Raw genomic sequence first — 19585 nt, 5'->3', positions numbered from 1 at the left:
CGGCCCCGGTAACCAGATGATCGGAGCGACATGACTCAGGTAGCGGCCATCCAGATGGCCTCCGGACCCCAGCCCCAGGCGAACCTTCTGGAGGCGAAACGACTGCTGCAGGAGGCCGCCGACAAGGGCGCCCGCCTGGCTGTCCTGCCGGAGAACTTTGCCTTCATGGGCATGCAGGAGACGGACATCCTCGGGATCGCGGAGGTCGCCGATGGCGCCGGCCCGCTGCAGGCCTTCCTCGCGGAGCAGGCCCGGCGCCTGGGGCTGTGGATCGTCGGCGGGACCATCCCGCTGCAGACCCCGGACTCCGAGCGGGTGCGTTCGGCTTGCCTGGTGTTCGACGACCGCGGGCAGCAGGTGGCGCGCTACGACAAGATCCACCTGTTCGATGTGTGCCTGCCGGATAGCACCGAGGCCTACACCGAGTCGAAGGTCTTCGAGCGAGGTGACCAGGTGGTGGTCGTCGATACGCCGGTGGGGCGCATGGGCCTGGCGATTTGCTACGACCTGCGCTTCCCCGAGCTGTTCCGGGCCCTGCTGGACAAGAATGCGGAATGGGTCGCCCTGCCGGCGGCCTTCACCGCGCAGACCGGGCAGGCGCACTGGGACGTGTTGCTGCGGGCGCGCGCAATCGAGAACCAGTACTACATGCTGTCGGCGGCCCAGGGCGGCTTCCACGTGAACGGCCGCGAAACCTACGGCCACAGCGCGCTGGTGGACCCCTGGGGTCGGGTGGTCGGCCAGTTGCAGCGCAACCCCGGGGTACTGCTGGCGAACCTGGATCCGACCCAGGCCGCGCGCATCCGGAGCAGCTTTCCGGCGGTGGACCACCGCCGCCTGCCGTGCCCCAAAACCACCTGACCCCGCACCCTGGCCTGGGTCAGGGTGGCGATATACCCGCAACGGCCGCGCGCTTGAAAGCGAACGGCGTGCCCCAAGCTCCATACTGAGGGCCGACAGCTGCTCCCCCATGATGGACACGGAACAGCGGATTTACGGAACCCGAGAGGACTTCATGATCGACCGCCTTGCGCAACAGACCCTGCTCGACCCCGCCGGCCTTGGCGAAAGCGAGCTGAGCGCCCTTCTGGGCACCACCTTCGGTCACGGTATCGATGGCGGTGACTGCTACTTCCAGTTCGCCAGCCAGGAGGGCTGGTCGCTGGAGGACGGCATCGTGAAATCCGCCAGCTTCAACATCGAACGCGGCGTCGGCATCCGCGTCGTGCGTGGCGAGCAGACCGGGTTCGCCTACTCCGACGACATCGCGATGCCGGCCATGCTTGAGGCCGCGAAGACCGCGCGCAGCATTGCCAGTGCCGGGCAGAGCGGGCGCATTGCGGTTGCCTCGCGCGCGACCTCGCGGCCGGCGCTGTACGCCCCCGACAATCCGCTCGATTCGCTGGGCGAGCAGGCCAAGATCGACCTCCTGAAGGAGGTGGATGCCGTCGCCCGCGCCGAGGATTCCCGCGTAACCCAGGTGATGTGCTCGCTGGCCGGGGTGCACGAGGTGGTGCTGGTACTGAATGCCCGCGGCGAGATGACCACCGACGTGCGCCCGCTGGTGCGCCTGAACGTCCAGGTGATCGTCGAGCAGGGCGGGCGCCGCGAATCCGGCACCTCCGGAGGCGGTGGTCGTCACGGCTACCAGTACTTCCGCGAGGATGGCCGCGCCGCCGGTTATGCCCGCGAGGCGGTGCGCCAGGCCCTGGTGAATCTCGATGCGCGCGACGCGCCGGCCGGCAGCATGAAGGTGGTGCTCGGGCCCGGTTGGCCGGGCGTCCTGTTGCACGAGGCGATCGGCCATGGGTTGGAGGGTGACTTCAACCGCAAGGGGACCTCGGCCTTCTCCGGACGCATCGGTGAGCAGGTGGCGGCCAAGGGCATCACCATCGTCGATGACGGCACCCTGGAGGGCCGCCGCGGCTCGTTGAACGTGGACGACGAAGGCAATCCGACTCAGCAGACCGTGCTGATCGAGGATGGCGTGCTGCGCGGCTACATGCAGGACGAGATGAATGCCCGCCTGATGGGTACGCAGTCCACCGGCAACGGCCGTCGCGAGTCCTATGCCCGGCTGCCGATGCCGCGCATGACCAATACCTACATGCTGGGCGGCGACGCTGATCCGGAAGAGATCCTGGCCTCGGTGGACGATGGCCTGTACGCGGTCAATTTCGGTGGCGGGCAGGTGGACATTACCTCCGGCAAGTTCGTGTTCTCCGCCTCGGAGGCCTACCGGGTGGAGAAGGGCAAGGTGACGTACCCGGTCAAGGGTGCGACCCTGATCGGCAATGGCCCGGATGTCCTGACCCGGGTGTCGATGATCGGGAACGACATGAAGCTCGATTCCGGCGTCGGCACCTGCGGCAAGGAGGGCCAGGGCGTGCCGGTCGGCGTGGGACAGCCCACGCTGCGTATTGACGGCATGACCGTGGGCGGTACCCAGGCAGCCTGAGGGCTGCAGGGCCCGATGCAACCAAGGAGGCACAGATGAATCTCGATTTTCTCGAACAGGAACGTTCCCTGCCGGAAGGGCATGGCCACGACAAGATCGTCCAGTGGCATGTCTTTCGCGCGCGCGACAAGGCCGAGCAGTTCGCCCACCACGTGGAGCTGAGCGAAGGCCAGGACCTGGTGGGCGGCTGGACGCGTGACAGCGTCGGCATGCTCTACTGGGTCGGTGTGCACGTCGACGACCTGGAGCGCTGGGGCAACGCCGGCGCAGTCCACAAGCACGGCGCCCGGGTCGACTAGTAATCCCTTCCCCGGGCCATCCGGCCCGGGGTGTCCTTGTATCGCCCCCAGATCAGTCATCGAGTAGCGGAACCCTGCATGAGTACATCTCCCGAACGCGCCATCCCGGAACCCGTGTCCCAGGAAGACGGGGTCCAGGCCCTGTCCCATTCGCCGGACTCCCTGCAGACGAGAGTTCAGCGCACGCTAGAGGCCGCGCGCGCGCGCGGTGCCTCGGACGTCCAGGCCGTGGTCAGTCACAGCGTCGGGCTGGAGTTGGGGGTGCGCAAGGGCGAGATCGAAACCCTGGAGCACGAGCGTGACCAGAGTCTTTCGCTGATCGTCTATTTCGGCCAGTCCAAGGGGGCCGCCTCTACCACCGATTTCAGTGACCAGGCCCTGATCGACACCGTCGAGGCGGCCTGCCGCATCGCCCGCTACACCGAGCCGGACCCGTACGCCGGGATGCCCGATCCCGCGTTCAAGGCGAGCGAGTGGGACGACCTTGACCTGGATCACCCCTGGGGCTGCAGCGCCGCCGAGGCGACCGAGCTGGCCCGTACCATCGAGGCCGCCGGCTTCGCGGCGGATGAACGGATCGAGAACTCCGAGGGTGCCAGCGTCAGCACGCGGCGGGCCATTGCGTTTCTCGGCGACAGCCAGGGGTTCATGGGCGGCTATCGCAGCACCCGGCACTCCCTGTCCTGCGCGCTGGTGGCGCGCGACGCAGCAGGCATGCAGCGCGACTACGCCTATACCGTCGCACGCCACGCGGATGATCTGACCGCCGCCGAGCAGGTCGGGCGCGAGGCCGCCGAGCGCACCGTGCGCCGGCTGGGCGGGCGCAAGCTGTCGACCCGCAACTGCCCGGTGCTGTTTGCCCCGGAGATGGCGCGTACCCTGATTGGCAGTTTCACCCGTGCGATCGCCGGTCCGTCCCAGTACCGCGAGAGCTCGTTCCTGCTGAACGCCATCGGCGAGAACGTGTTCCCCGCGTGGATGCAGATCGAGGAACGCCCGCAGACGCCGCGCGCGCTGGGTAGCGCCCCGTTCGACGGGGAGGGCGTGCGCACCCGCAACCGCCCGCTGATCGCCGACGGCGTGCTGCAGAGCTATACCCTCGACAGCTACGCCGCGCGGCGTCTGGGCCTCGAGGCCACTGGCAACGCCGGGGGTGCGCGCAACGTGACCGTGGCCCCGGGCGACAAGGACTTCGCCGCCTTGCTGGCCGAGATGGGGACCGGTTTCCTGGTCACCGAGCTGATCGGCCAGGGCGTGAATCCGGTGACCGGCGACTATTCCCGCGGGGCCGCCGGCTTCTGGGTGGAAAACGGCGAGCTGCAGTATCCGGTGGAGGAGATCACCATCGCCGGCAACCTGAAGGACATGTTCCAGCGGATGGCGGCCGTGGGTACCGACGTCGACCGCCGCGGCAACATCCACACCGGTTCCATCCTGGTTGAATCCATGATGGTGGCCGGCGACTGAACGGCTCTTTCCGGTCTGCCTGTACGGGCATGACCGGCCGTTTCCCCGCATCACCCACCCTGCTACTCTCGCCTAGGGAGACGCTGATTGAATCGCACGCAAAAGCGACTCGAGCGCGAGCGCGCGATTCAATCAGCGTCTCCCTAGGGCTGCATGGCCCCGTGACGCGCGACCGTCCGCCCTCCGCAATACGGTCGTATCCCGGTGGCGAGGAGCGGCCATGAACTTCTTCAAGCAGCAAGAGCAGGCACAGCGCAGGACGCGCTGGCTACTGGCCCTGTTCGGCCTGGCCGTGCTGGTGATCGTCGGGGCCCTGGGCCTGATTGTCTGGGCCATGGGGGGCGGCACCGAGGCCATCGCCTGGACCATGGGGATCACCGCGGGCCTGATCGTCCTTGCGAGTCTGTACCGGGGCTGGCGGCTGCGCGCCGGCGGCGGTGGGCTGATCGCGCAGGAGATGGGCGGCATCCGGGTGGATGGCAATCCGGCGGACCCGCAACAGCGGCAGCTGCGCAACGTGGTCGAGGAGATGGCCATCGCTTCCGGGGTGCCGGTGCCCGAGATCTACGTGCTGGAGCAGGACCTGGGCATCAACGCCTTCGCCGCCGGCTTTGCGTCGAACGATGCGGTGATCGCCGTGACCCGCGGTGCGCTGGACAGTCTGGAGCGCGCCGAGCTGAAGGGTGTGGTCGCGCACGAGTTCGGACATATCCTCAATGGGGACATGCGCCTCAACATGCGCCTGATCGGCATCCTCTACGGGATCGAGATTCTGGCGCTGCTGGGGCAGGGCGGGCTGGCGCGACGCCGGCGTCGACACAAGGGCGACATTGCCGATACCGGGGTGGGCGTGCTCAGCGTCACCCTGATCGTGGTGGGCTATGCCGGGCTGGCCCTGGCGCGCTGGATCCGGGCCGGTATCTCGCGCCAGCGCGAATACCTCGCGGATGCCCATGCCGTGCAGTTCACCCGCGAGCCGGACGGCCTGGCCGGTGCGCTGAAGAAGGTCGCGGCCCGCTATGCCGGGCTGAATGGCAATACCGAGGAGATCACTCACATGCTGTTCGCCAGCGACGCGATCGGCCAGATCTTCGAGACCCATCCGCCCCTGCTGGATCGCATCCGCACCTTGCAGCCGCATTTCGAGCCCCGGGATCTGCAGCGCCTGCGCGACCAGATCAATGCCCGGGTGCGGCAGCGGGCGCACGAGCGCGCGGTGGACGGCATGCAGCGCGAACGCGAGGGGCGTCTGCCGGGCGCCGAGGCCGTGGGGGATGCCCTCGGCGGCCACCCGGCACTGACCCATATCCTCGGTGCCGGCATGTTGCTTGCTGCGATTCCGGGGCCACTCGCCTGGGCCGCGCGCTCGGATGCGCGGGCGATCGAGGTGGTCTTGTATCTCCTGTTGCATGCGGACCCGGATGTGCGCGAGCGGCAGCGGATGATGATTGCCGAGGCGTTGGGCGAGGCGCGCGGAGAGGCCGTTCGTCGTCTGCAGGCAGCGGAACCTGCGCTGCGCGAGGACCTGCGCCTGCCGCTTCTGGAGCTGGGCTTCCCGATGCTGCGACGGCTTTCAGCCGAGGAGCGCGCGCGCCTGCAGGGGCTGGTGGAGCGGCTGATTCATGCCGATGGCCGGGTGGCGGTATTCGAGTATGCCCTTGGGCGCATGCTGAGCCGCCAGCTGCGGGATGTGCAGGATCCTGCCGCGGCGTCCCGCCCCAGGACTGCCACGCTGGGCGCCCACAAGGAGAGCGCGCATTACTTGCTGGCGGTGCTGGCCCACCATGGCCATCCGGACGCCCCGGCGGCGGCGCGGGCCGCGCTGACCGCCGGGATTGGCAGCCTGGACGGGGCGCTGCCGCTGGCGGTGGAGATCCCCGAGGCCCTGACCGGGGCGGCCGGTGCGCGCGCATGGGCGAATGTGCTGGACCGCGTGCTGGAACAGCTGGATACCCTGCGCATGCGCGACAAGGACTCGCTGATACGGGCGATGGTGACCACCGTCAGCCATGGCGGTCAGGTGGTGCCGGCCGAGGTCGAGCTGCTGCGAGTGATGGCGGCGTCGCTGCACGTCCCGCTGCCGCTGGCAACGGAGGGGGTGTTGGATGGTTTGGCGTAGCGGGCGGCCTGCGCATGAGGGTGCGGCCGGTGTCCCTCGAGGTGCGTTGGTTCTGGCCGGAAATGCCTTGAAACCGCTTCCACGTGGGAAATAAGCACCTGAATCCAAATTAAAATCCGACTCAAGCGGCGGATAACAAACGATTTTCCGGGCTCACATCAAGAAAATCCGAAAAAACACTTTCAATCGAGAGCGGTTTGGGAGGACAATGGCTGCGAGGTAACGGTAACAGGCTCCATGCAGCACCAGGCGACACCCCGAAAGGGGCGTTAAGATTCGCAGTTCCGGTCCCGGTTGGTTTGGGGCCGCGTAGAATCACGATCAAGTTCCATCGTCGTTCGGTTGCCCTCCAGTCTCTCCTCCCCTCGAAAACCCAATCTATTATGAACAAGCAGAGGTAACCGAAATGGCTACAGGTACAGTGAAGTGGTTTAGCGACGAAAAAGGCTTTGGCTTTATTACCCCGTCTGATGGCTCCAAGGACGTCTTCGTCCATCACAGCGCCATCCAGGGTAGCGGCTTCAAGTCGCTGGCAGAAGGCCAGAGCGTCTCGTTTGACGTCGAGCAGGGCCAGAAGGGCCCGGCCGCCGCGAACGTCGAAGCTCAGTAAGACAACCCCGGCGCGCAAGCGCCAGGTTGAGAGAGCCCCGCCTAGTGCGGGGCTTTTTTTGTGCGCGATTCTGGCTGCAAGTCGGGACGGGCGTCGTCGCATGGACTTGGCGAGGCAGAGCCACGATAGAACGTGTCCAGGGAAGACCTTTTTTGTGTGGCGCAGACCGGGCAACGTGCTACGGTTCCCGCATGATCGCTGGATATCGTCAAACCCGCGTCCGGATGCGCCGCGCCGGCCGCGCATGGCCTCGCTGGATCGCGGTGTTCGGGGTGCTGCTGGCGCTGGTCGTGGGGAATGTGGCTGCGGCCCAGGGCCCCTATCGCGCGCCTGCAGCGATCCCGGGTACCCAGACCATCGAGGCCTCCGAGGCCTGGGCGCTGTTCCGCGAGGGCGTGCCCTTCGTGGACACGCGGCTGCGCGCGGATTTCGAGGCGGGGCGAGTGCCAGAGGCCCGCAACCTGACCATCATGCGCGACCTCGAGGACGAGCGGAATCGTTTTACCCGGGAGAACCTCCTGGAGTTCATCGGCGCGCTGGACGCCCCGGTGGTGATGTACTGCAACGAACGGGACTGCTGGCGCACCGAGGCGGCCACGCGCCGCGCCCTCGGATGGGGCTTCACCAATCTCTACTACTTTCCCGGCGGCTTTCCCGAGTGGATCCGCTCCGGCTATCCCTTCGAATAGCCGCGTGGGCGCCGCAGACGCACATTCCGGCAAGGGCATACGGCTCCAGACGGTCCTGACCGCTGTCATGTTCGCCGGGCTCCTCGTGCTTGCCGGGACCCTTGCGATGGGCACGCACCTTGCGGTCAATCAGGCGGAGCAGCGCCTCGACCGGCTGGGCGTGGAGGGCCAGTCGGCCGCCTGGCGCCAGACCCTGGCGAACGAGTGGCAGCGCATGCGCGCCGAGGCGACCGCGGTGACGCGCAACGAGGCGCTGATTGGCGCCATGCGTGCCGACGCGGGCATCAGCACCTACGCGGACCCTCTGTACAACCGCCTGCGGGCCGGCGGGATCGCGGACCGGATCGTGGTCCTGGATGCCCAGGGCACGGTGCGTTATGACTCCGACGGCAACCGTGGCGAGCGTGTGCCGCTGGCAGAGGCGGCGCTGGCGGACGGGCGCTTCCACGAGGGGCTGCATCATGTGCCCGGCGAGCGAATCTATGCCGGTCTGGCCATCCCGGTCTATCGTGGCGGCAATCCCATCGGCAGTGTCGTGCAACTGCGCGATCTGTCGACCTCGGCGCTCGAGTCCATGGCGGAGGCGATCGGCGGTCGTGCCGCGTTGCTGGATGGTCGCGGGCCACTGGCCCTCACCGCGCCATTCTCGATGTCCCTTTCGCTGAGTGGGCGACTGCAGGAGCAGGCGACCGCCGGGCGCGTGGATCTGGATGGTCGGCATTCGCAGGTGGTCTATTTGCCCCTAATGCCATACGCGGCCGAGCGTCCGACCGCCAACGTGGTCCTGTCGCGTGACCTGACCGAATCGGTCGCTACCCAGAACCTCATCAATGCGCTGACCTATGCGGCCGCCTTCCTGGTGCTCGTGCTGATCGCGGGCGGGTTGTACCTGTGGCTGGGTCGCACCCTGCGGCCGATGCAGCAGGCCATGAAGACCCTCGACCGGATCGGCCATGGAGAATTCCACACGGATCTGCGCGTTGACTCCCGAGTGACCGAGATCGCCCGCTTGCAGCAGGTGACGCAGACCATGGCGCAGCGCCTCGGCCGCATCCTGGAGGTCGAAGAGGAGAACGCCCGCCTGGCGTTTCGCGATGCGCTGACCGACCTGCCCAACCGGCGACTGTTGCTGGAGCATCTGGAACACGCCATTCACACGGTCAACCGGACCCGTCGGCATGCCGCTTTGCTGCTGATCGACCTGGACAACTTCAAGACCCTGAACGACACCTGCGGCCATTCCGCGGGGGATCGCCTGCTGCAGGCCCTGGCCCAGCGCTTCACCGCGCGACTGCGCGACCAGGACATCGTGGCACGCCTGGGCGGCGACGAGTTCGTGGCCCTGCTGGAGGAGCTGAGTCCCGATCGTTCACAGGCGGGGGTCGACGCCCAGCGCATCGCCGGCGAGCTGCTGAAGGCGATGCGCGAGCCGGTCCGGATCGATGACATCGAGCATGTGATGTCCGGCAGCATCGGGATCACCCTGTTCCCGCGTGGCTACGATACGCCGGAGGAGTTGCTCAAGCAGGCCGATTTCGCCATGTACCAGGCCAAGCACCAGGGCCGTAACGCGGTGCGCTTCTACGACCCGGCGATGCAGCGGACCCTGCTGCGCGAGGCGGAGCTGGAGCGCAACCTGCGCCAGGCGCTGGGGCGCGAGGAACTGGTGATCCACCTGCAACCCCAGGTGGACCCGGAGGGACGCATCCTGGGTGCCGAGGCATTGATGCGCTGGCCGCAGCCGGACGGAACCTGGATCTCCCCGGGCGAGTTCATCCCGGTGGCGGAGCACACCGGGCAGATCCTCGAGATCGGCCGCCTGGCGCTGCTCCAGGCCTGCCAGACATTGCGTGCCTGGCAGGGGCGGCCAGGGCTGGAGGATCTGCCGATCTCGGTCAACCTGTCGCCGCATCACCTGCGCCAGGCGCGTCTGATGGACGAGGTAACGGGCATCCTGGAGGAGACCGGGGCCGCTGCCCAGCGGCTGCACATCGAGGTGACCGAGAGCGTGATGGCGGATGCCTCGCCGCAACTGATTGCCAATCTGGAGGCCCTGCGGGCGCGCGGGGTGGCGCTGGCGCTGGACGACTTCGGGACCGGGTATTCCTCGCTTGGCTATCTCAAGCGTCTCCCGCTGGATGTGCTCAAGATCGACCGCTCCTTCGTCCAGGACATCGAGCACGACGCGGACGACGCCAACATCGTCGCGACGATCGCGGCCATCGCCCACAACATGGGTCTGAGCCTGATTGCCGAAGGTGTGGAGAACGAGGCCCAGCGTGATTTCCTGGTGCGTCATGGCTGCCAGCGCTTTCAGGGCTACTTGTATCACCACGCCATGCCGGTTGCCGATTTCGAGGCCCTGGTGGCCGATAGGCCCGGGGTTACGAACCAGGCGGATCGCGAACCGAGAGGACCGACGGAATGACAGCAAACACCCAGCGCGGGTGGCGGGCACTCCTGCTCGCCGGATGGATGATGGGGTTCGCGACCGGGCCCGTCGTCATGGCTCAGGCAGGGGAGACTCCAGCCCCCTGGGGCGCGGCTGCACCGGTGGAACAGGGCTACCAGGGTCTGCGGGCCGTGTACGACGTGACCGCCGGGACACCCGAGGGCCTGGAGAACGTGCTCGACCACGCGGCCTACCTGAGCCGGATGGTCGAGGACGACCCCTTCGACAGCCACATCGTCCTGGTGGTCCATGGCGGAGCGCTGGACCTGTTCGCGCGCGAGCATTTCGCCGCGCACGAGCAGCTGATGACGCGTGCCCGCGGGCTGACCCTGAATGGCGTGATCGAATATCGCATCTGCCAGGCCGGGGCCGCTCGTCGCGGCTACGCCCCGGAGGACTTCCACGGCTTCGCGAGCGTCGTCCCGATGGCCGATGCCGAGATCATCCGTCTGCAACAGCAGGAGGGCTACGGGTACATGCGTTAGGGCGACGCTGGCCCTTGTCCACGCCCGCGTCGGCGCTCCATGTGTTGCGCAGGGTGGACGCGGTTCTACCGGCCCGTTGCCACCCGTGGTACGTAACTCCGGGTCGAGGAACGCGGGGGCATCAACCCCGCAAGTCATTGAATGCCAGGCTTCGGCCAATGTTCCCACTGACGGCGTTGCGGTTCGCGACGAAAGCTCGGCTACACTGAGCTCACCACACCTTGTCAGCACGAAAGATCGATTCGAGGGCGACCGCGTATGTGGGGCCGCGTGTCCCCGGCGTACCAGAAGGGTATTCGATGACGGACGATAGAACGGCGAGGGAAGGATTTCTGCACGAGTTGGCGCAGACCAGTGTGCTCGCGGAGATCTGGCAGCACTTCCCGGAGAACATGTTCCTGATTCGGGTCGAAGGCCCGGATTTCGTGGTCGAGGCATCCAACGCGAAGATGCAACAGCTGTTCGCGCAGGATTGTACCGGCCGGCGCTTGCACGACATCCTGCCGTGGCCGGTCGCGGAGCAGGTGGTCGCACATTACCGCGACTGCCTGCGCCAGGATGCGCCCCTGCGCTACGAGGAACATGCCGCCTTTCGCGACGGCGATGGAGTCGAAAAGGAAGGGCACTGGCTCACCCTGCTGTTGCCCGTGCATGACACGCAGGGCGCGATCACGCACTTGTTCGGAATTTCCCAGGATGTCACCGAGTTGCGCCTGGCGCGTGAGGATCTGGAGCGCTACAGCCACAACCTGGAGGCCGTGGTCGAGGAGCGCACGCAGGCCCTGAACCAAGCCAACCGCGAGTTCGAGGAGGCCAATCGGCGGCTGGAAAAACTCGCGTCCTGCGACCCCCTCACCGGGGTTGGCAATCGCCGGCACTTTCAGGCACGGGCTGAGAGCGAGATGGAGCGCGCCCGCCGCCACGGCAGTCCCCTTTCGCTGTTGATGTTCGATCTCGACGGCTTCAAGCGGATCAACGACGAAGTGGGACACGCGGCCGGCGACGCCATGCTGAAGCGGGTCACCGCGACCGCGCAGGCAACCCTGCGCGACGCGGACCTCCTCGGACGCTATGGCGGGGACGAATTCGTCGTCCTGCTTCCGCATACCCCGTTGGCGGATGCCCGACGGATGGCCGAGCGCCTGCAGGCGCGGGTGCAGGAACGGGCGGACATCTCCATCAGTGTCGGCGCGGCCGGCTTTCTCGCCGACGACACCCATCTCGAGCACCTCGTCCACCGCGCGGATACCGAGCTCCTGGCCGCCAAACGTACCCGGGCTGAACGCTAGCCCAGGACTTCCGGGTGGCTTCAGGCCGGGTCAGAGACCGAAGATCTCGGACTTGAGGTTCCACTTGGATGCGAGGGTCTCGGTGGCGTTGAGGAACTCCTCGGCGCGGGTCGGGTGGTTCCATTGGCCCTTGGCGATCCAGGCCAGCGCGGTGTCGCGGTTCGGGGCCAGCGACAGGATGTGGATCAGCTCGCCGGCTTCGGCGCCGATCACCTCGCCGCCCAGCAGGGCCCCGGTATCCATGTCGCCGATCAGGCGCACGAAGCCCTCGGGCTCGTCCTGGCCCAGGGCGCGCGGGGAGGTCTCGAAGGCGGCGAACCCGACCGCGGGTTCCAGTTCATCGTCCTCGGCATCGTCCTCGTCCATGCCCAGACGCGCCATCTCGACGGCGGAGTAGATCGCGATCGGGACGAAGCGCTCGTCCTGTTCGCGGGTGTTGCCGTTCTGGATGTTCTCGACCGCGATGGTCGCGTCGGCCAGGGCGTGGTTGGCGGTCTGCCACTCGCTGGCGACATCGCCGATGACGTAGATGTTGTCGACGTCGGTCTGCAGGGTGGGGCGGCGCTTCACGAAGCCGCGGGCATCAGTCTTCACCCCGATCGTATCCAGGTTCAGGCCCTCGGTGTGCGGGGTGCGTCCGGTGCCGAGCAGGACCCAGTCGACCTCGAAGGTGTTGCCTTCGCTGTCGGTGATGGTGACGCCGTCGTCGGACATCTCGACCTTCTCGTAGCCCTTCACACGGGTGGGCTCGACGCCGTCCTCGGCCAGGCGTTCCTTCAGCGTGCCCAGCGCCTGGGGGCTGAATTTCTGGCCGGACAGCGGCTTCGAGCGGCTCAGCCAGGTCACGTCCTTGCCGAGGTGGTGAAAGATCCAGGCGAACTCGGTGGCGACCACGCCGGAGCCGATGAGGGCGACGCGCTGACCGGCCGGCGGCTTGTCGTCGAACAGCATGTCGGTGGTGAGGACGCGACCGGGCGCCGCCTCGAAGGGCGCGGGGACGCTGGCGGTGGCACCGGTGGCGATGATGGTGTGCCGGGCCTGCACGGTCTCGGTGCCATCGTCGGTCACGACCTCCAGGGTCTCGGCGTCGCGGAAGCTCGCGGCTCCGTGGCGGTACTGGATCTTCAGGTGCTTCATGTAGCCCAGGTAGGAGTTGCGCACCTCGGTGACCACGTCCTTCTGGTGGTCCCAGGCCTTGCCCATGTCGGCGCTGAGACTGCCGCTGATGCCGCGGCCGGCGAAGTGGCGCTGGGCGGCAACCGTGCGTGCGGTGTGGTACCAGTCCTTCTTGGGCACGCAGCCGCGGTTGAGGCAGCAGCCGCCCCAGTCGGCCTTTTCGATGATGACGACGTTCAGTCCGCGCAGGGCGCCCAGGACGGCGGCGCGATAGCCCCCGGGGCCACTGCCGATGATGGCCAGGTCAAAGGTTTCGCTCATGGTGGTTACTCGTCGGTCAGATCAATGATCGGATCGTGCCATTCCAGCTGCGTGAGGTTCAGCTCGAACACGCGGCCGTCGGCCTCGTAGTCGAAGCGCACCGGGACATGGCGCAGCTCGCGGGCGAACCAGGCGGACAGGGCGACATCGCTGTCGTCCGTGCGGCGATCGATGCGGATGGTCTCGACCCGGCCGATCGGGGAGTCCATGGTCTCGCGCCCGGCGTACTCGAAGCGGTATTCGCGCAGGCGGTCGCGTTCCAGGGCCTGGATGGTTTCGCGGTCGCCTTCGCTGGACAGGGCCCCACTCTCCAGGCGTTGCATCATCAGATACAGCGAGCCGAGGAAGTCCAGGGTCTGCGGCGGCACCTCGAGATCGAAGCGTTCGCCGTTGATGGTGCCGATCGCGCGGTTGGTCTCCCAGTCGAAGCGGGTCTCGACCTTGCGCTCGCGGCGCGGGGTGATCTGCTGGCTGCGCGATTGCACCAGCTGCAAATCGCCGCTTCGGCTGTTCATCAGGGCCTCGCGGCTCAGCTCGAAACGCCCGAGGATGCGCAGGAAACCGGAGACATGGGCGTCCATCGCCATGCGGGTCTGCACGTCTTCGTGATTGAGCGTGATGCGCGCCTTGAGCGTGTTGCCCATGGCGTTGGCCTCGTAACTGGCGGTGTAGGGCGGGATCGGGCTCAGATCGCGCTCCGCAGCCGCGGGGGCGGCCAGCAGGGCCAGCAGCAGGGCGATTGCGAGTCGGAACATGGGGGTTCTAGCCGACCGGGTGCGGTGGGCGGCTCCGGGCGTCAGGGCCTGAAACATCGTGGGTGTCCTCGTCGAGTTGCAGCGGCGCCTCAAGCGGCGAGCCGTCGGCCTGCAGGATCCGCCCGGACCACTGAATTTCACCTGAACACACCCGGCGCACGGCCTCGGGGTACAGCCGGTGCTCGGCCTGTTGCACGCGGGCGGCCAGGGTGTCGGGCGTGTCGTTGGGGTCGACCGGCACGCGGGCCTGCATGATGACCGGGCCGCCGTCCAGCTCCGGGGTAACAAAGTGCACGCTGGCGCCGTGTTCGGGCTCGCCATCGGCCAGGGCGCGGGCATGGGTATCCAGACCGCGGTACTTCGGCAGCAGCGACGGGTGAATGTTCAGCATCCGGCCGGTGAAGCGGTCCACAAAACCGGGGGTCAGGATGCGCATGAAGCCGGCCAGGATGACCAGGTCGGGGGCATAGTCCTCGATGGCGGTGGCCAGGTCGGCGTCAAAGGCCTCGCGCGAGGGGTAGTCGCGGTGGTTCAGTACCCGGTGCGGGATGTGATGCTGTTCGGCAAAGCCCAGCCCGGCGGCATCGGGGCGGTTGCTGATGACGCCGACGACCTGCGCCGGGATGCGGTCCTGCTCGCAGGCCTCGATCAGTGCGCCGAGGTTGCTGCCACGCCCGGAGATCAGCACCACCAGGCGCTTCGGGGTCGCGGCCGATTGCCCGGCGGGGACGCTCATGCGGCGACGTAGGAGACGCTTGGCTGGTAGTCGTCGCGTTCCTGGATCACGCCGATCGGCCAGCTGCGGATGCCGGCGCGGGCCAGCTGCGAGCTGGCGGCCTCGACCCGGTCCTCGGGGAGGATCACGGTCATGCCGATGCCACAGTTGAAGGTGCGCAGCATCTCCTCGTCGGCGATGTCGCCGGCCTGCTGCAGCCACTGGAACACCGGCGGGCGGGCCCAGCTGTCCGGGTCGATGCGCGCCCCCAGGGTATCCGGCAGCACGCGCGGAATATTCTCGGTCAGACCACCGCCGGTGATATGCGCCATTGCGTGCACCGGGAACTGCTGCAGCAGCTCCAGCAGCGGGCGTACGTAGATCCGGGTGGGGGCCATCAGCGCCTCGCCGAGGGAGACCCCGTCGGCGCCCGGCAACGGGGCGTCCAGGCCGGCGCCGGAGTGTTCCAGGACGCGGCGGATCAGGGAATAGCCGTTGGAGTGGGGCCCGCTGGCCTCCAGGCCCAGGACCACATCGCCCGCGGTGACCCGGCTGCCGTCGATCAGGGCGGCCTTCTCGGCGATCCCGACCGCGAAGCCGGCCACGTCGTAGTCTTCGCCCTGGTACATCCCGGGCATCTCGGCCGTCTCGCCGCCGATCAGCGCACAACCGGCCTGTTCGCAGCCCTCGGCGATGCCGGTGACCACGTCGGCGGCGATGTCCACGTCCAGGTGGCCGGTGGCGTAGTAGTCGAGGAAGAACAGCGGCTCGGCGCCCTGGACCACGATGTCGTTCACGCACATCGCGACCAGATCGATGCCGATGCTGTCGTGACGACCGGTCTCCTGGGCCAGGCGCAGCTTGGTGCCGACGCCGTCGGTGCCGGAGACCAGAACCGGCTGCTTGTAGCGATCCATCGGCAACTCGAACAGGGCGCCGAAGCCCCCCAGTCCGGCCATGACGCCGGGACGCCGGGTGCGCGCCGCATGCGGCTTGATGCGTTCGACCAGCTCGGCGCCGGCCTCGATGTCGACACCGGCCTCGCGGTAGGTCAGGCCTGAACGGGATTCGGACATGGGTTCCCCGATGTTTGACGACCGCGCGCCGTGGCGGTCTCGCAGAACCCGGCATGGTAGCGAGCCGGGTGCGGGCGTGCAAAGAAGACGGTGCGGCCCGGGCCGCATTTGGCCGCTTTCCTCAGGGACTTCGGCGCGGTGGCCTGTGGTATTTTGTGGCGCTTGTCGAACAATTGAACGCAACCATGTCACTGCACCCCCGAACGCATTCGCGCCTGGCTATGCTGCTGGGTCTTTTCCTCCTCGTGCTGGCCCCGGCGGCCGCGGCCGATGGCCCGGTGGTGGTGACGGTCGCGGCCGAGGACGAGTCCACGGCCCTGGAGCAGGGCCTGGAACAGGCGCTGGTGCGTCTGGCGGGGCTGCGCTCGGAGCCGGGACTGGAACTGGTCGAGGCGTTGCTGGACGCCCGTGACGACGCGGGCTGGATCGCGGCCCTGGAGCGCCGGCAGCAGGTTGAGGACGATTCCTACCGCCTGGAGTTCGACCGCTTCCGTCTGCGCACCGCGCTGCGCGATGCCGGGGTGCCATCCGTGCTCGGGGAGCGTCCGGGGCTGCTGGTCTGGGCCGTCCACGAGCGGGGCGGGCAGCGCGACCTGCTCGGGGATGCCGTGGACGGTCCGGGCATTCTCTCCGCGCTGGGGGATCTGGCCGCGGCGCGTGACATGCCGCTGTTGTTCCCCCTGGGCGACCTTCAGGACCGCCGCGCGGCCCAGCCGTCCGACATCGTCGGCGGCGTGACCGAGCCGCTGGTGGAGGCGGCGCGTCGCTACGACGCCGATGGCGTCGTGCTGCTGCATGTGCGCGAGACCACGAGCGGGGCGGAGGCGCGGGCGATTGCCGTGCACGATGGCCGCGAATATCGCAGCGCGGCGAGCGGGGAGGATCCCGGTAGTGCGGCGCACGACGCGGTGGCGCGAGGGCTGGATCAGGTGGCCGAACGCCTGGCGCGGGTGGCGGCCGAGCCGGAATGGCTGCGTCTGGGCTTTGCCGGGGTTCAGGGCTATGGGGCCTTCGAGCGCCTGCGCGCCGAGCTGACGCGGTTGCAGGCGGTGGAGACCGCGCGTCTGGATTCCCTGGCCGGCGATAGCGTGGTGCTGCAGGTCCGTACTGGACTCGAGCAGGACGATCTGATCGATCTGCTGCGTGGCTCCGGCTTCGCGCGGGCCGAGACGCCCGAGGACGCCGCCGGTGCCGATGCCTGGCTGGACCGGCGCTAATCCGCGCCGGCCTCGGTTCGCGCCCACTTTCATCGAATGTTCCCTCGCCACCAGATCCCCAACGCCGTCACCATTGGCCGGATCGCGCTGATTCCGCCGATCGTGTGGTTGCTGGCGCTGGAGCACTACGTGGTGGCGGTGGTGCTGCTGGCGATCGCCGGGCTGACTGACGCCCTGGATGGCTGGCTGGTGCGGCGCTACGGCTGGCACACACGGCTCGGGGCCTGGCTGGACCCGGCCGCGGACAAGCTGCTGATGCTGGGGGTCTACGTCGCGGTGACGCTGTCCGGGCTACTGCCGTTGTGGCTGCTGGTGCTGGTGGTCGGGCGGGATGTCTGGCTGACCGTGGGCTCCGCGCTGTACCGGGTGTTCGTCGGCCCGCTGGCCATCCGGCCGCTGCTGATCAGCAAGGTGAACACCTTTTTGCAGATCACGCTGGTACTGGTCGCCATCGTGAAGGTCGGTCTGCTGGCGCTGGATCCGATCTGGGTGCAACTGCTGGTGATCGTCGTGGCCTTCACCACCGTGGCCAGCGGGCTGGCCTATACCGTGCAATGGGGATTTTATGCCTGGCGTCACCTGCACGGACACACGAATCCGGCAGGGACCTCGGGGAGGACGCCATGAATCCGGATACCCGCGACCATGTCTGGCCGCTTTCAGCCGCCCCGCTGGCTGCCCTGGTTGGGCTGCTGGTCCTTGGTGGAGCGCTGTACCTGCTGGCGCCCATCCTCACGCCCTTCGTCGCAGCCCTGCTGATCGGCTACCTGTTCAACCCGCTGGTGACCCGGCTGGTTGCGCGCACGGGGCGCTCGCGCACCCTGGCGACCGTGGTGATCTTCCTGCTGGTGATGCTGGGGTTGGCGGCGCTGATCCTGATCCTGATCCCGCTGGCGATCGCCCAGGTCGAGCGGCTTACGCTGGCGATGCCGCAAATCCTCGGCTGGTTCGACGATCAGGTGCGCCCGCGGCTGGAGGATCTGGCCGGGGATTCCCTGCCGCCGCTGGATGCCAGCGCGCTGCAGGGGCTGGTGGCGGACCACTGGCGCGAGGCCGGCGGGCTGGCCGGGGGCGTGCTGCAATGGATCGGCAGTTCGACTGGCGCGCTGGTGCTGGGGGTGCTTAACGTGGTGCTGATCCCGGTGGTGAGCTTCTATCTGCTGCGCGACTGGCCGCGGCTGCTGGACGGCCTGCGGGATCTACTGCCGCAGGCCTGGCGGCCGGCGGTGCTGACCTTCGCCGCGGAGTCGGACGAGACCCTGGGGGCCTTCCTGCGCGGGCAGTTGCTGGTGATGCTGGCGCTCGGCCTGTTCTACGCCGTCACCCTGACCGTGGCGGGAATCGAGATGGGGCTGGCGATCGGCCTGATCGCGGGGCTGGTGAGCTTCATTCCCTACGTGGGCGTGATCGTTGGCGTGCTGCTGGCCACCGCCGCGGCGCTGGTGCAGGGCGACGGCTGGAGCCTGCTGCTGATCGTGCTGGTGATCTTCGCCATTGCCCAGGTGCTGGAGTCCATGGTCCTGACCCCCTGGCTGGTGGGGGACCGTACCGGGCTGCACCCGGTCGCGGTGATCTTTGCCGTGCTGGCGGGCGGCCAGCTGTTCGGGTTCTTCGGCGTGCTGCTGGCGTTGCCGGTGGCGGCGGTCCTGGCCGTGGGGGTGCGCCATACCCTGGCGCACTACCGGCGGCTGAATGCCGAGGATGCGCCCGTGGATACAGGGGGCGGAGGCTCATGACGACGGGGCAGGGAGGCAATGCTGCGCCGCAGCACCAGCTCCCGCTGGATTTGCGCCTGCGCGACGCCTCGCGCTTTGCCAGTTTCTATCCCGGCGGCAACCGCCTCGCGCGGGACGCGGTGGAGGCCCTCTCGATCGGGACCGGGATGACCGAGCCACAGATTCTGTTGCACGGCCCGGTGGGCCTGGGCAAGACCCATCTGCTGCAGGCCGCCTGCCACCAGGGTCACGAACGCGGCGAGCCCGTGGCCTATCTGCCGCTGGCCGAACTGGTGACCGCGCCGCCGCTGGCGGTGCTGGATGGGCTTGAGCGCGCCCGCCTGGTTGCGCTGGACGATCTCGACGCGGTGGTCGGGCAGTGCGACTGGGACGAGGCCCTGTTCGGGCTGCTGAATCGACTTCGCGATGGCGGCTGCCGGGTGCTGCTGGCAGCCGCGTACGCGCCGGACGGGCTGGGCAGTGGCCTGCCGGATCTGACCTCGCGCCTCGCCTGGGGGCCGGTGTTCCGCATGCAGGCGCCGGAGGAGGACGACCTCAAGCGCATCCTCGCCCAGCGCGCGGTGTTGCGCGGGCTGGAGCTGCCGGAGGCGGTGGCCGAATATCTGTTGCGCCACTACCGCCGCGACCTGGTGGCGCTACTGGAGCTGCTGGACCGCCTGGACTTGGCCGCCCTGGCCGAGCAGCGGCGCCTGACCATCCCCTTCGTCCGCGACCAGCTCGCGCGTTTGTGATTTTTACCGCGAAGCGCACGAAGGCACGAAGAAGGGCAACGTCAAGGGCG

The 19585-nt window shown here is 68.0% G+C and carries 18 protein-coding genes; 14 read left to right on the top strand and 4 right to left on the bottom strand.

The genetic code is table 11. From position 1 onward, the window contains the following. Positions 1 to 30 precede the first annotated feature (30 nt). From G315_RS0105185 to G315_RS0105140, 10 genes are all read left to right on the top strand, one after another. Positions 31 to 861 carry a carbon-nitrogen hydrolase family protein gene (locus tag G315_RS0105185; protein ID WP_018143929.1) on the top strand — a complete coding sequence of 277 codons (831 nt, stop codon included), beginning with the start codon at positions 31 to 33 and terminating at the stop codon, positions 859 to 861. Positions 862 to 1015: 154 nt separating this feature from the next. Next, positions 1016 to 2458 (top strand): metalloprotease TldD, encoded by a 1443-nt coding sequence (gene tldD, locus G315_RS0105180; protein ID WP_026181991.1) that lies wholly within the window; start codon positions 1016 to 1018, stop codon positions 2456 to 2458. Between the two features lie 35 nt (positions 2459 to 2493). Beyond that, positions 2494 to 2757, top strand: a complete 264-nt coding sequence (locus tag G315_RS0105175; protein ID WP_018143927.1) for a hypothetical protein — start codon at positions 2494 to 2496, stop codon at positions 2755 to 2757. Between the two features lie 78 nt (positions 2758 to 2835). Next, positions 2836 to 4224, top strand: a complete 1389-nt coding sequence (pmbA, locus tag G315_RS0105170; RefSeq protein ID WP_018143926.1) for a metalloprotease PmbA — start codon at positions 2836 to 2838, stop codon at positions 4222 to 4224. Positions 4225 to 4444: 220 nt separating this feature from the next. Beyond that, positions 4445 to 6343, top strand: coding sequence for a M48 family metalloprotease (locus tag G315_RS0105165; RefSeq protein WP_019612048.1), 1899 nt, complete (start codon positions 4445 to 4447; stop codon positions 6341 to 6343). Between the two features lie 406 nt (positions 6344 to 6749). Next, entirely contained in the window at positions 6750 to 6953 is a 204-nt protein-coding gene (locus G315_RS0105160) for a cold-shock protein (RefSeq protein ID WP_018143924.1), read from the top strand. A 224-nt stretch (positions 6954 to 7177) separates the two neighbouring features. Further along, entirely contained in the window at positions 7178 to 7642 is a 465-nt protein-coding gene (locus G315_RS0105155; protein ID WP_018143923.1) for a rhodanese-like domain-containing protein, read from the top strand. Positions 7643 to 7709: 67 nt separating this feature from the next. Beyond that, entirely contained in the window at positions 7710 to 10070 is a 2361-nt protein-coding gene (locus G315_RS0105150; RefSeq protein ID WP_018143922.1) for a bifunctional diguanylate cyclase/phosphodiesterase, read from the top strand. A 50-nt stretch (positions 10071 to 10120) separates the two neighbouring features. Beyond that, complete coding sequence (locus G315_RS0105145; RefSeq protein WP_019612047.1) at positions 10121 to 10579, top strand: DsrE family protein; 459 nt, start codon at positions 10121 to 10123, stop codon at positions 10577 to 10579. 299 nt (positions 10580 to 10878) lie between these two features. After that, positions 10879 to 11868, top strand: coding sequence for a diguanylate cyclase (locus G315_RS0105140; RefSeq protein WP_051069908.1), 990 nt, complete (start codon positions 10879 to 10881; stop codon positions 11866 to 11868). Between the two features lie 30 nt (positions 11869 to 11898). Here G315_RS0105140 and G315_RS0105135 read toward each other — a convergent pair whose 3' ends face one another. From G315_RS0105135 to purM, 4 genes are read right to left on the bottom strand one after another with little or no spacing between them, the layout of a single operon-like run. Next, the gene (locus G315_RS0105135) at positions 11899 to 13305 is read right to left on the bottom strand and encodes an NAD(P)/FAD-dependent oxidoreductase (RefSeq protein ID WP_019612046.1); all 1407 of its coding nucleotides are present in this window, start codon (positions 13303 to 13305) and stop codon (positions 11899 to 11901) included. Positions 13306 to 13310: 5 nt separating this feature from the next. Beyond that, complete coding sequence (locus G315_RS0105130; RefSeq protein ID WP_018176048.1) at positions 13311 to 14060, bottom strand: DUF3108 domain-containing protein; 750 nt, start codon at positions 14058 to 14060, stop codon at positions 13311 to 13313. Between the two features lie 7 nt (positions 14061 to 14067). Continuing rightward, a complete protein-coding gene (gene purN, locus G315_RS0105125) occupies positions 14068 to 14796 on the bottom strand; it encodes a phosphoribosylglycinamide formyltransferase (RefSeq protein WP_019612045.1) in 729 nt (242 codons plus the stop codon). Next, positions 14793 to 15851, bottom strand: coding sequence for a phosphoribosylformylglycinamidine cyclo-ligase (gene purM / locus G315_RS0105120; protein ID WP_019612044.1), 1059 nt, complete (start codon positions 15849 to 15851; stop codon positions 14793 to 14795). Before purM ends, purN begins: the two co-directional genes overlap by 4 nt. Positions 15852 to 16036: 185 nt before the next feature. Here purM and G315_RS0105115 point away from each other — a divergent pair, with 185 nt between their 5' ends. From G315_RS0105115 to hda, 4 genes are read left to right on the top strand one after another with little or no spacing between them, the layout of a single operon-like run. After that, complete coding sequence (locus G315_RS0105115) at positions 16037 to 17068, top strand: DUF2066 domain-containing protein (RefSeq protein WP_026338823.1); 1032 nt, start codon at positions 16037 to 16039, stop codon at positions 17066 to 17068. A gap of 36 nt (positions 17069 to 17104) precedes the next feature. Continuing rightward, entirely contained in the window at positions 17105 to 17695 is a 591-nt protein-coding gene (locus G315_RS0105110; protein ID WP_018143914.1) for a CDP-alcohol phosphatidyltransferase family protein, read from the top strand. Next, positions 17692 to 18804, top strand: a complete 1113-nt coding sequence (locus G315_RS0105105) for an AI-2E family transporter (RefSeq protein ID WP_018143913.1) — start codon at positions 17692 to 17694, stop codon at positions 18802 to 18804. Before G315_RS0105110 ends, G315_RS0105105 begins: the two co-directional genes overlap by 4 nt. Then, positions 18801 to 19535, top strand: coding sequence for a DnaA regulatory inactivator Hda (gene hda, locus G315_RS0105100; RefSeq protein WP_019612042.1), 735 nt, complete (start codon positions 18801 to 18803; stop codon positions 19533 to 19535). Before G315_RS0105105 ends, hda begins: the two co-directional genes overlap by 4 nt. Positions 19536 to 19585 lie beyond the last annotated feature (50 nt).

It is taken from the genome of Thioalkalivibrio sp. AKL7 (assembly GCF_000381705.1).
Taxonomy (GTDB): Bacteria; Pseudomonadota; Gammaproteobacteria; order Ectothiorhodospirales; family Ectothiorhodospiraceae; genus Thioalkalivibrio; species Thioalkalivibrio versutus.
This window is presented reverse-complemented; position numbering and strand designations above follow the sequence as displayed.

Bases quoted from the DNA above. Each gene is read 5' to 3' on its own strand.
- G315_RS0105140 (WP_051069908.1), top strand. From the start codon at position 10,879: ATGACGGACGATAGAACGGCGAGGGAAGGATTTCTGCACGAGTTGGCG.
- G315_RS0105160 (WP_018143924.1), top strand. From the start codon at position 6,750: ATGGCTACAGGTACAGTGAAGTGGTTTAGCGACGAAAAAGGCTTTGGC.
- purM (WP_019612044.1), bottom strand. From the start codon at position 15,851: ATGTCCGAATCCCGTTCAGGCCTGACCTACCGCGAGGCCGGTGTCGAC.
- G315_RS0105115 (WP_026338823.1), top strand. From the start codon at position 16,037: ATGTCACTGCACCCCCGAACGCATTCGCGCCTGGCTATGCTGCTGGGT.
- G315_RS0105135 (WP_019612046.1), bottom strand. From the start codon at position 13,305: ATGAGCGAAACCTTTGACCTGGCCATCATCGGCAGTGGCCCCGGGGGC.
- G315_RS0105155 (WP_018143923.1), top strand. From the start codon at position 7,178: ATGCGCCGCGCCGGCCGCGCATGGCCTCGCTGGATCGCGGTGTTCGGG.
- purN (WP_019612045.1), bottom strand. From the start codon at position 14,796: ATGAGCGTCCCCGCCGGGCAATCGGCCGCGACCCCGAAGCGCCTGGTG.
- pmbA (WP_018143926.1), top strand. From the start codon at position 2,836: ATGAGTACATCTCCCGAACGCGCCATCCCGGAACCCGTGTCCCAGGAA.
- G315_RS0105175 (WP_018143927.1), top strand. From the start codon at position 2,494: ATGAATCTCGATTTTCTCGAACAGGAACGTTCCCTGCCGGAAGGGCAT.
- G315_RS0105105 (WP_018143913.1), top strand. From the start codon at position 17,692: ATGAATCCGGATACCCGCGACCATGTCTGGCCGCTTTCAGCCGCCCCG.
- G315_RS0105165 (WP_019612048.1), top strand. From the start codon at position 4,445: ATGAACTTCTTCAAGCAGCAAGAGCAGGCACAGCGCAGGACGCGCTGG.
- G315_RS0105145 (WP_019612047.1), top strand. From the start codon at position 10,121: ATGGGGTTCGCGACCGGGCCCGTCGTCATGGCTCAGGCAGGGGAGACT.
- G315_RS0105150 (WP_018143922.1), top strand. From the start codon at position 7,710: ATGTTCGCCGGGCTCCTCGTGCTTGCCGGGACCCTTGCGATGGGCACG.
- hda (WP_019612042.1), top strand. From the start codon at position 18,801: ATGACGACGGGGCAGGGAGGCAATGCTGCGCCGCAGCACCAGCTCCCG.
- G315_RS0105130 (WP_018176048.1), bottom strand. From the start codon at position 14,060: ATGTTCCGACTCGCAATCGCCCTGCTGCTGGCCCTGCTGGCCGCCCCC.
- G315_RS0105110 (WP_018143914.1), top strand. From the start codon at position 17,105: ATGTTCCCTCGCCACCAGATCCCCAACGCCGTCACCATTGGCCGGATC.
- G315_RS0105185 (WP_018143929.1), top strand. From the start codon at position 31: ATGACTCAGGTAGCGGCCATCCAGATGGCCTCCGGACCCCAGCCCCAG.
- tldD (WP_026181991.1), top strand. From the start codon at position 1,016: ATGATCGACCGCCTTGCGCAACAGACCCTGCTCGACCCCGCCGGCCTT.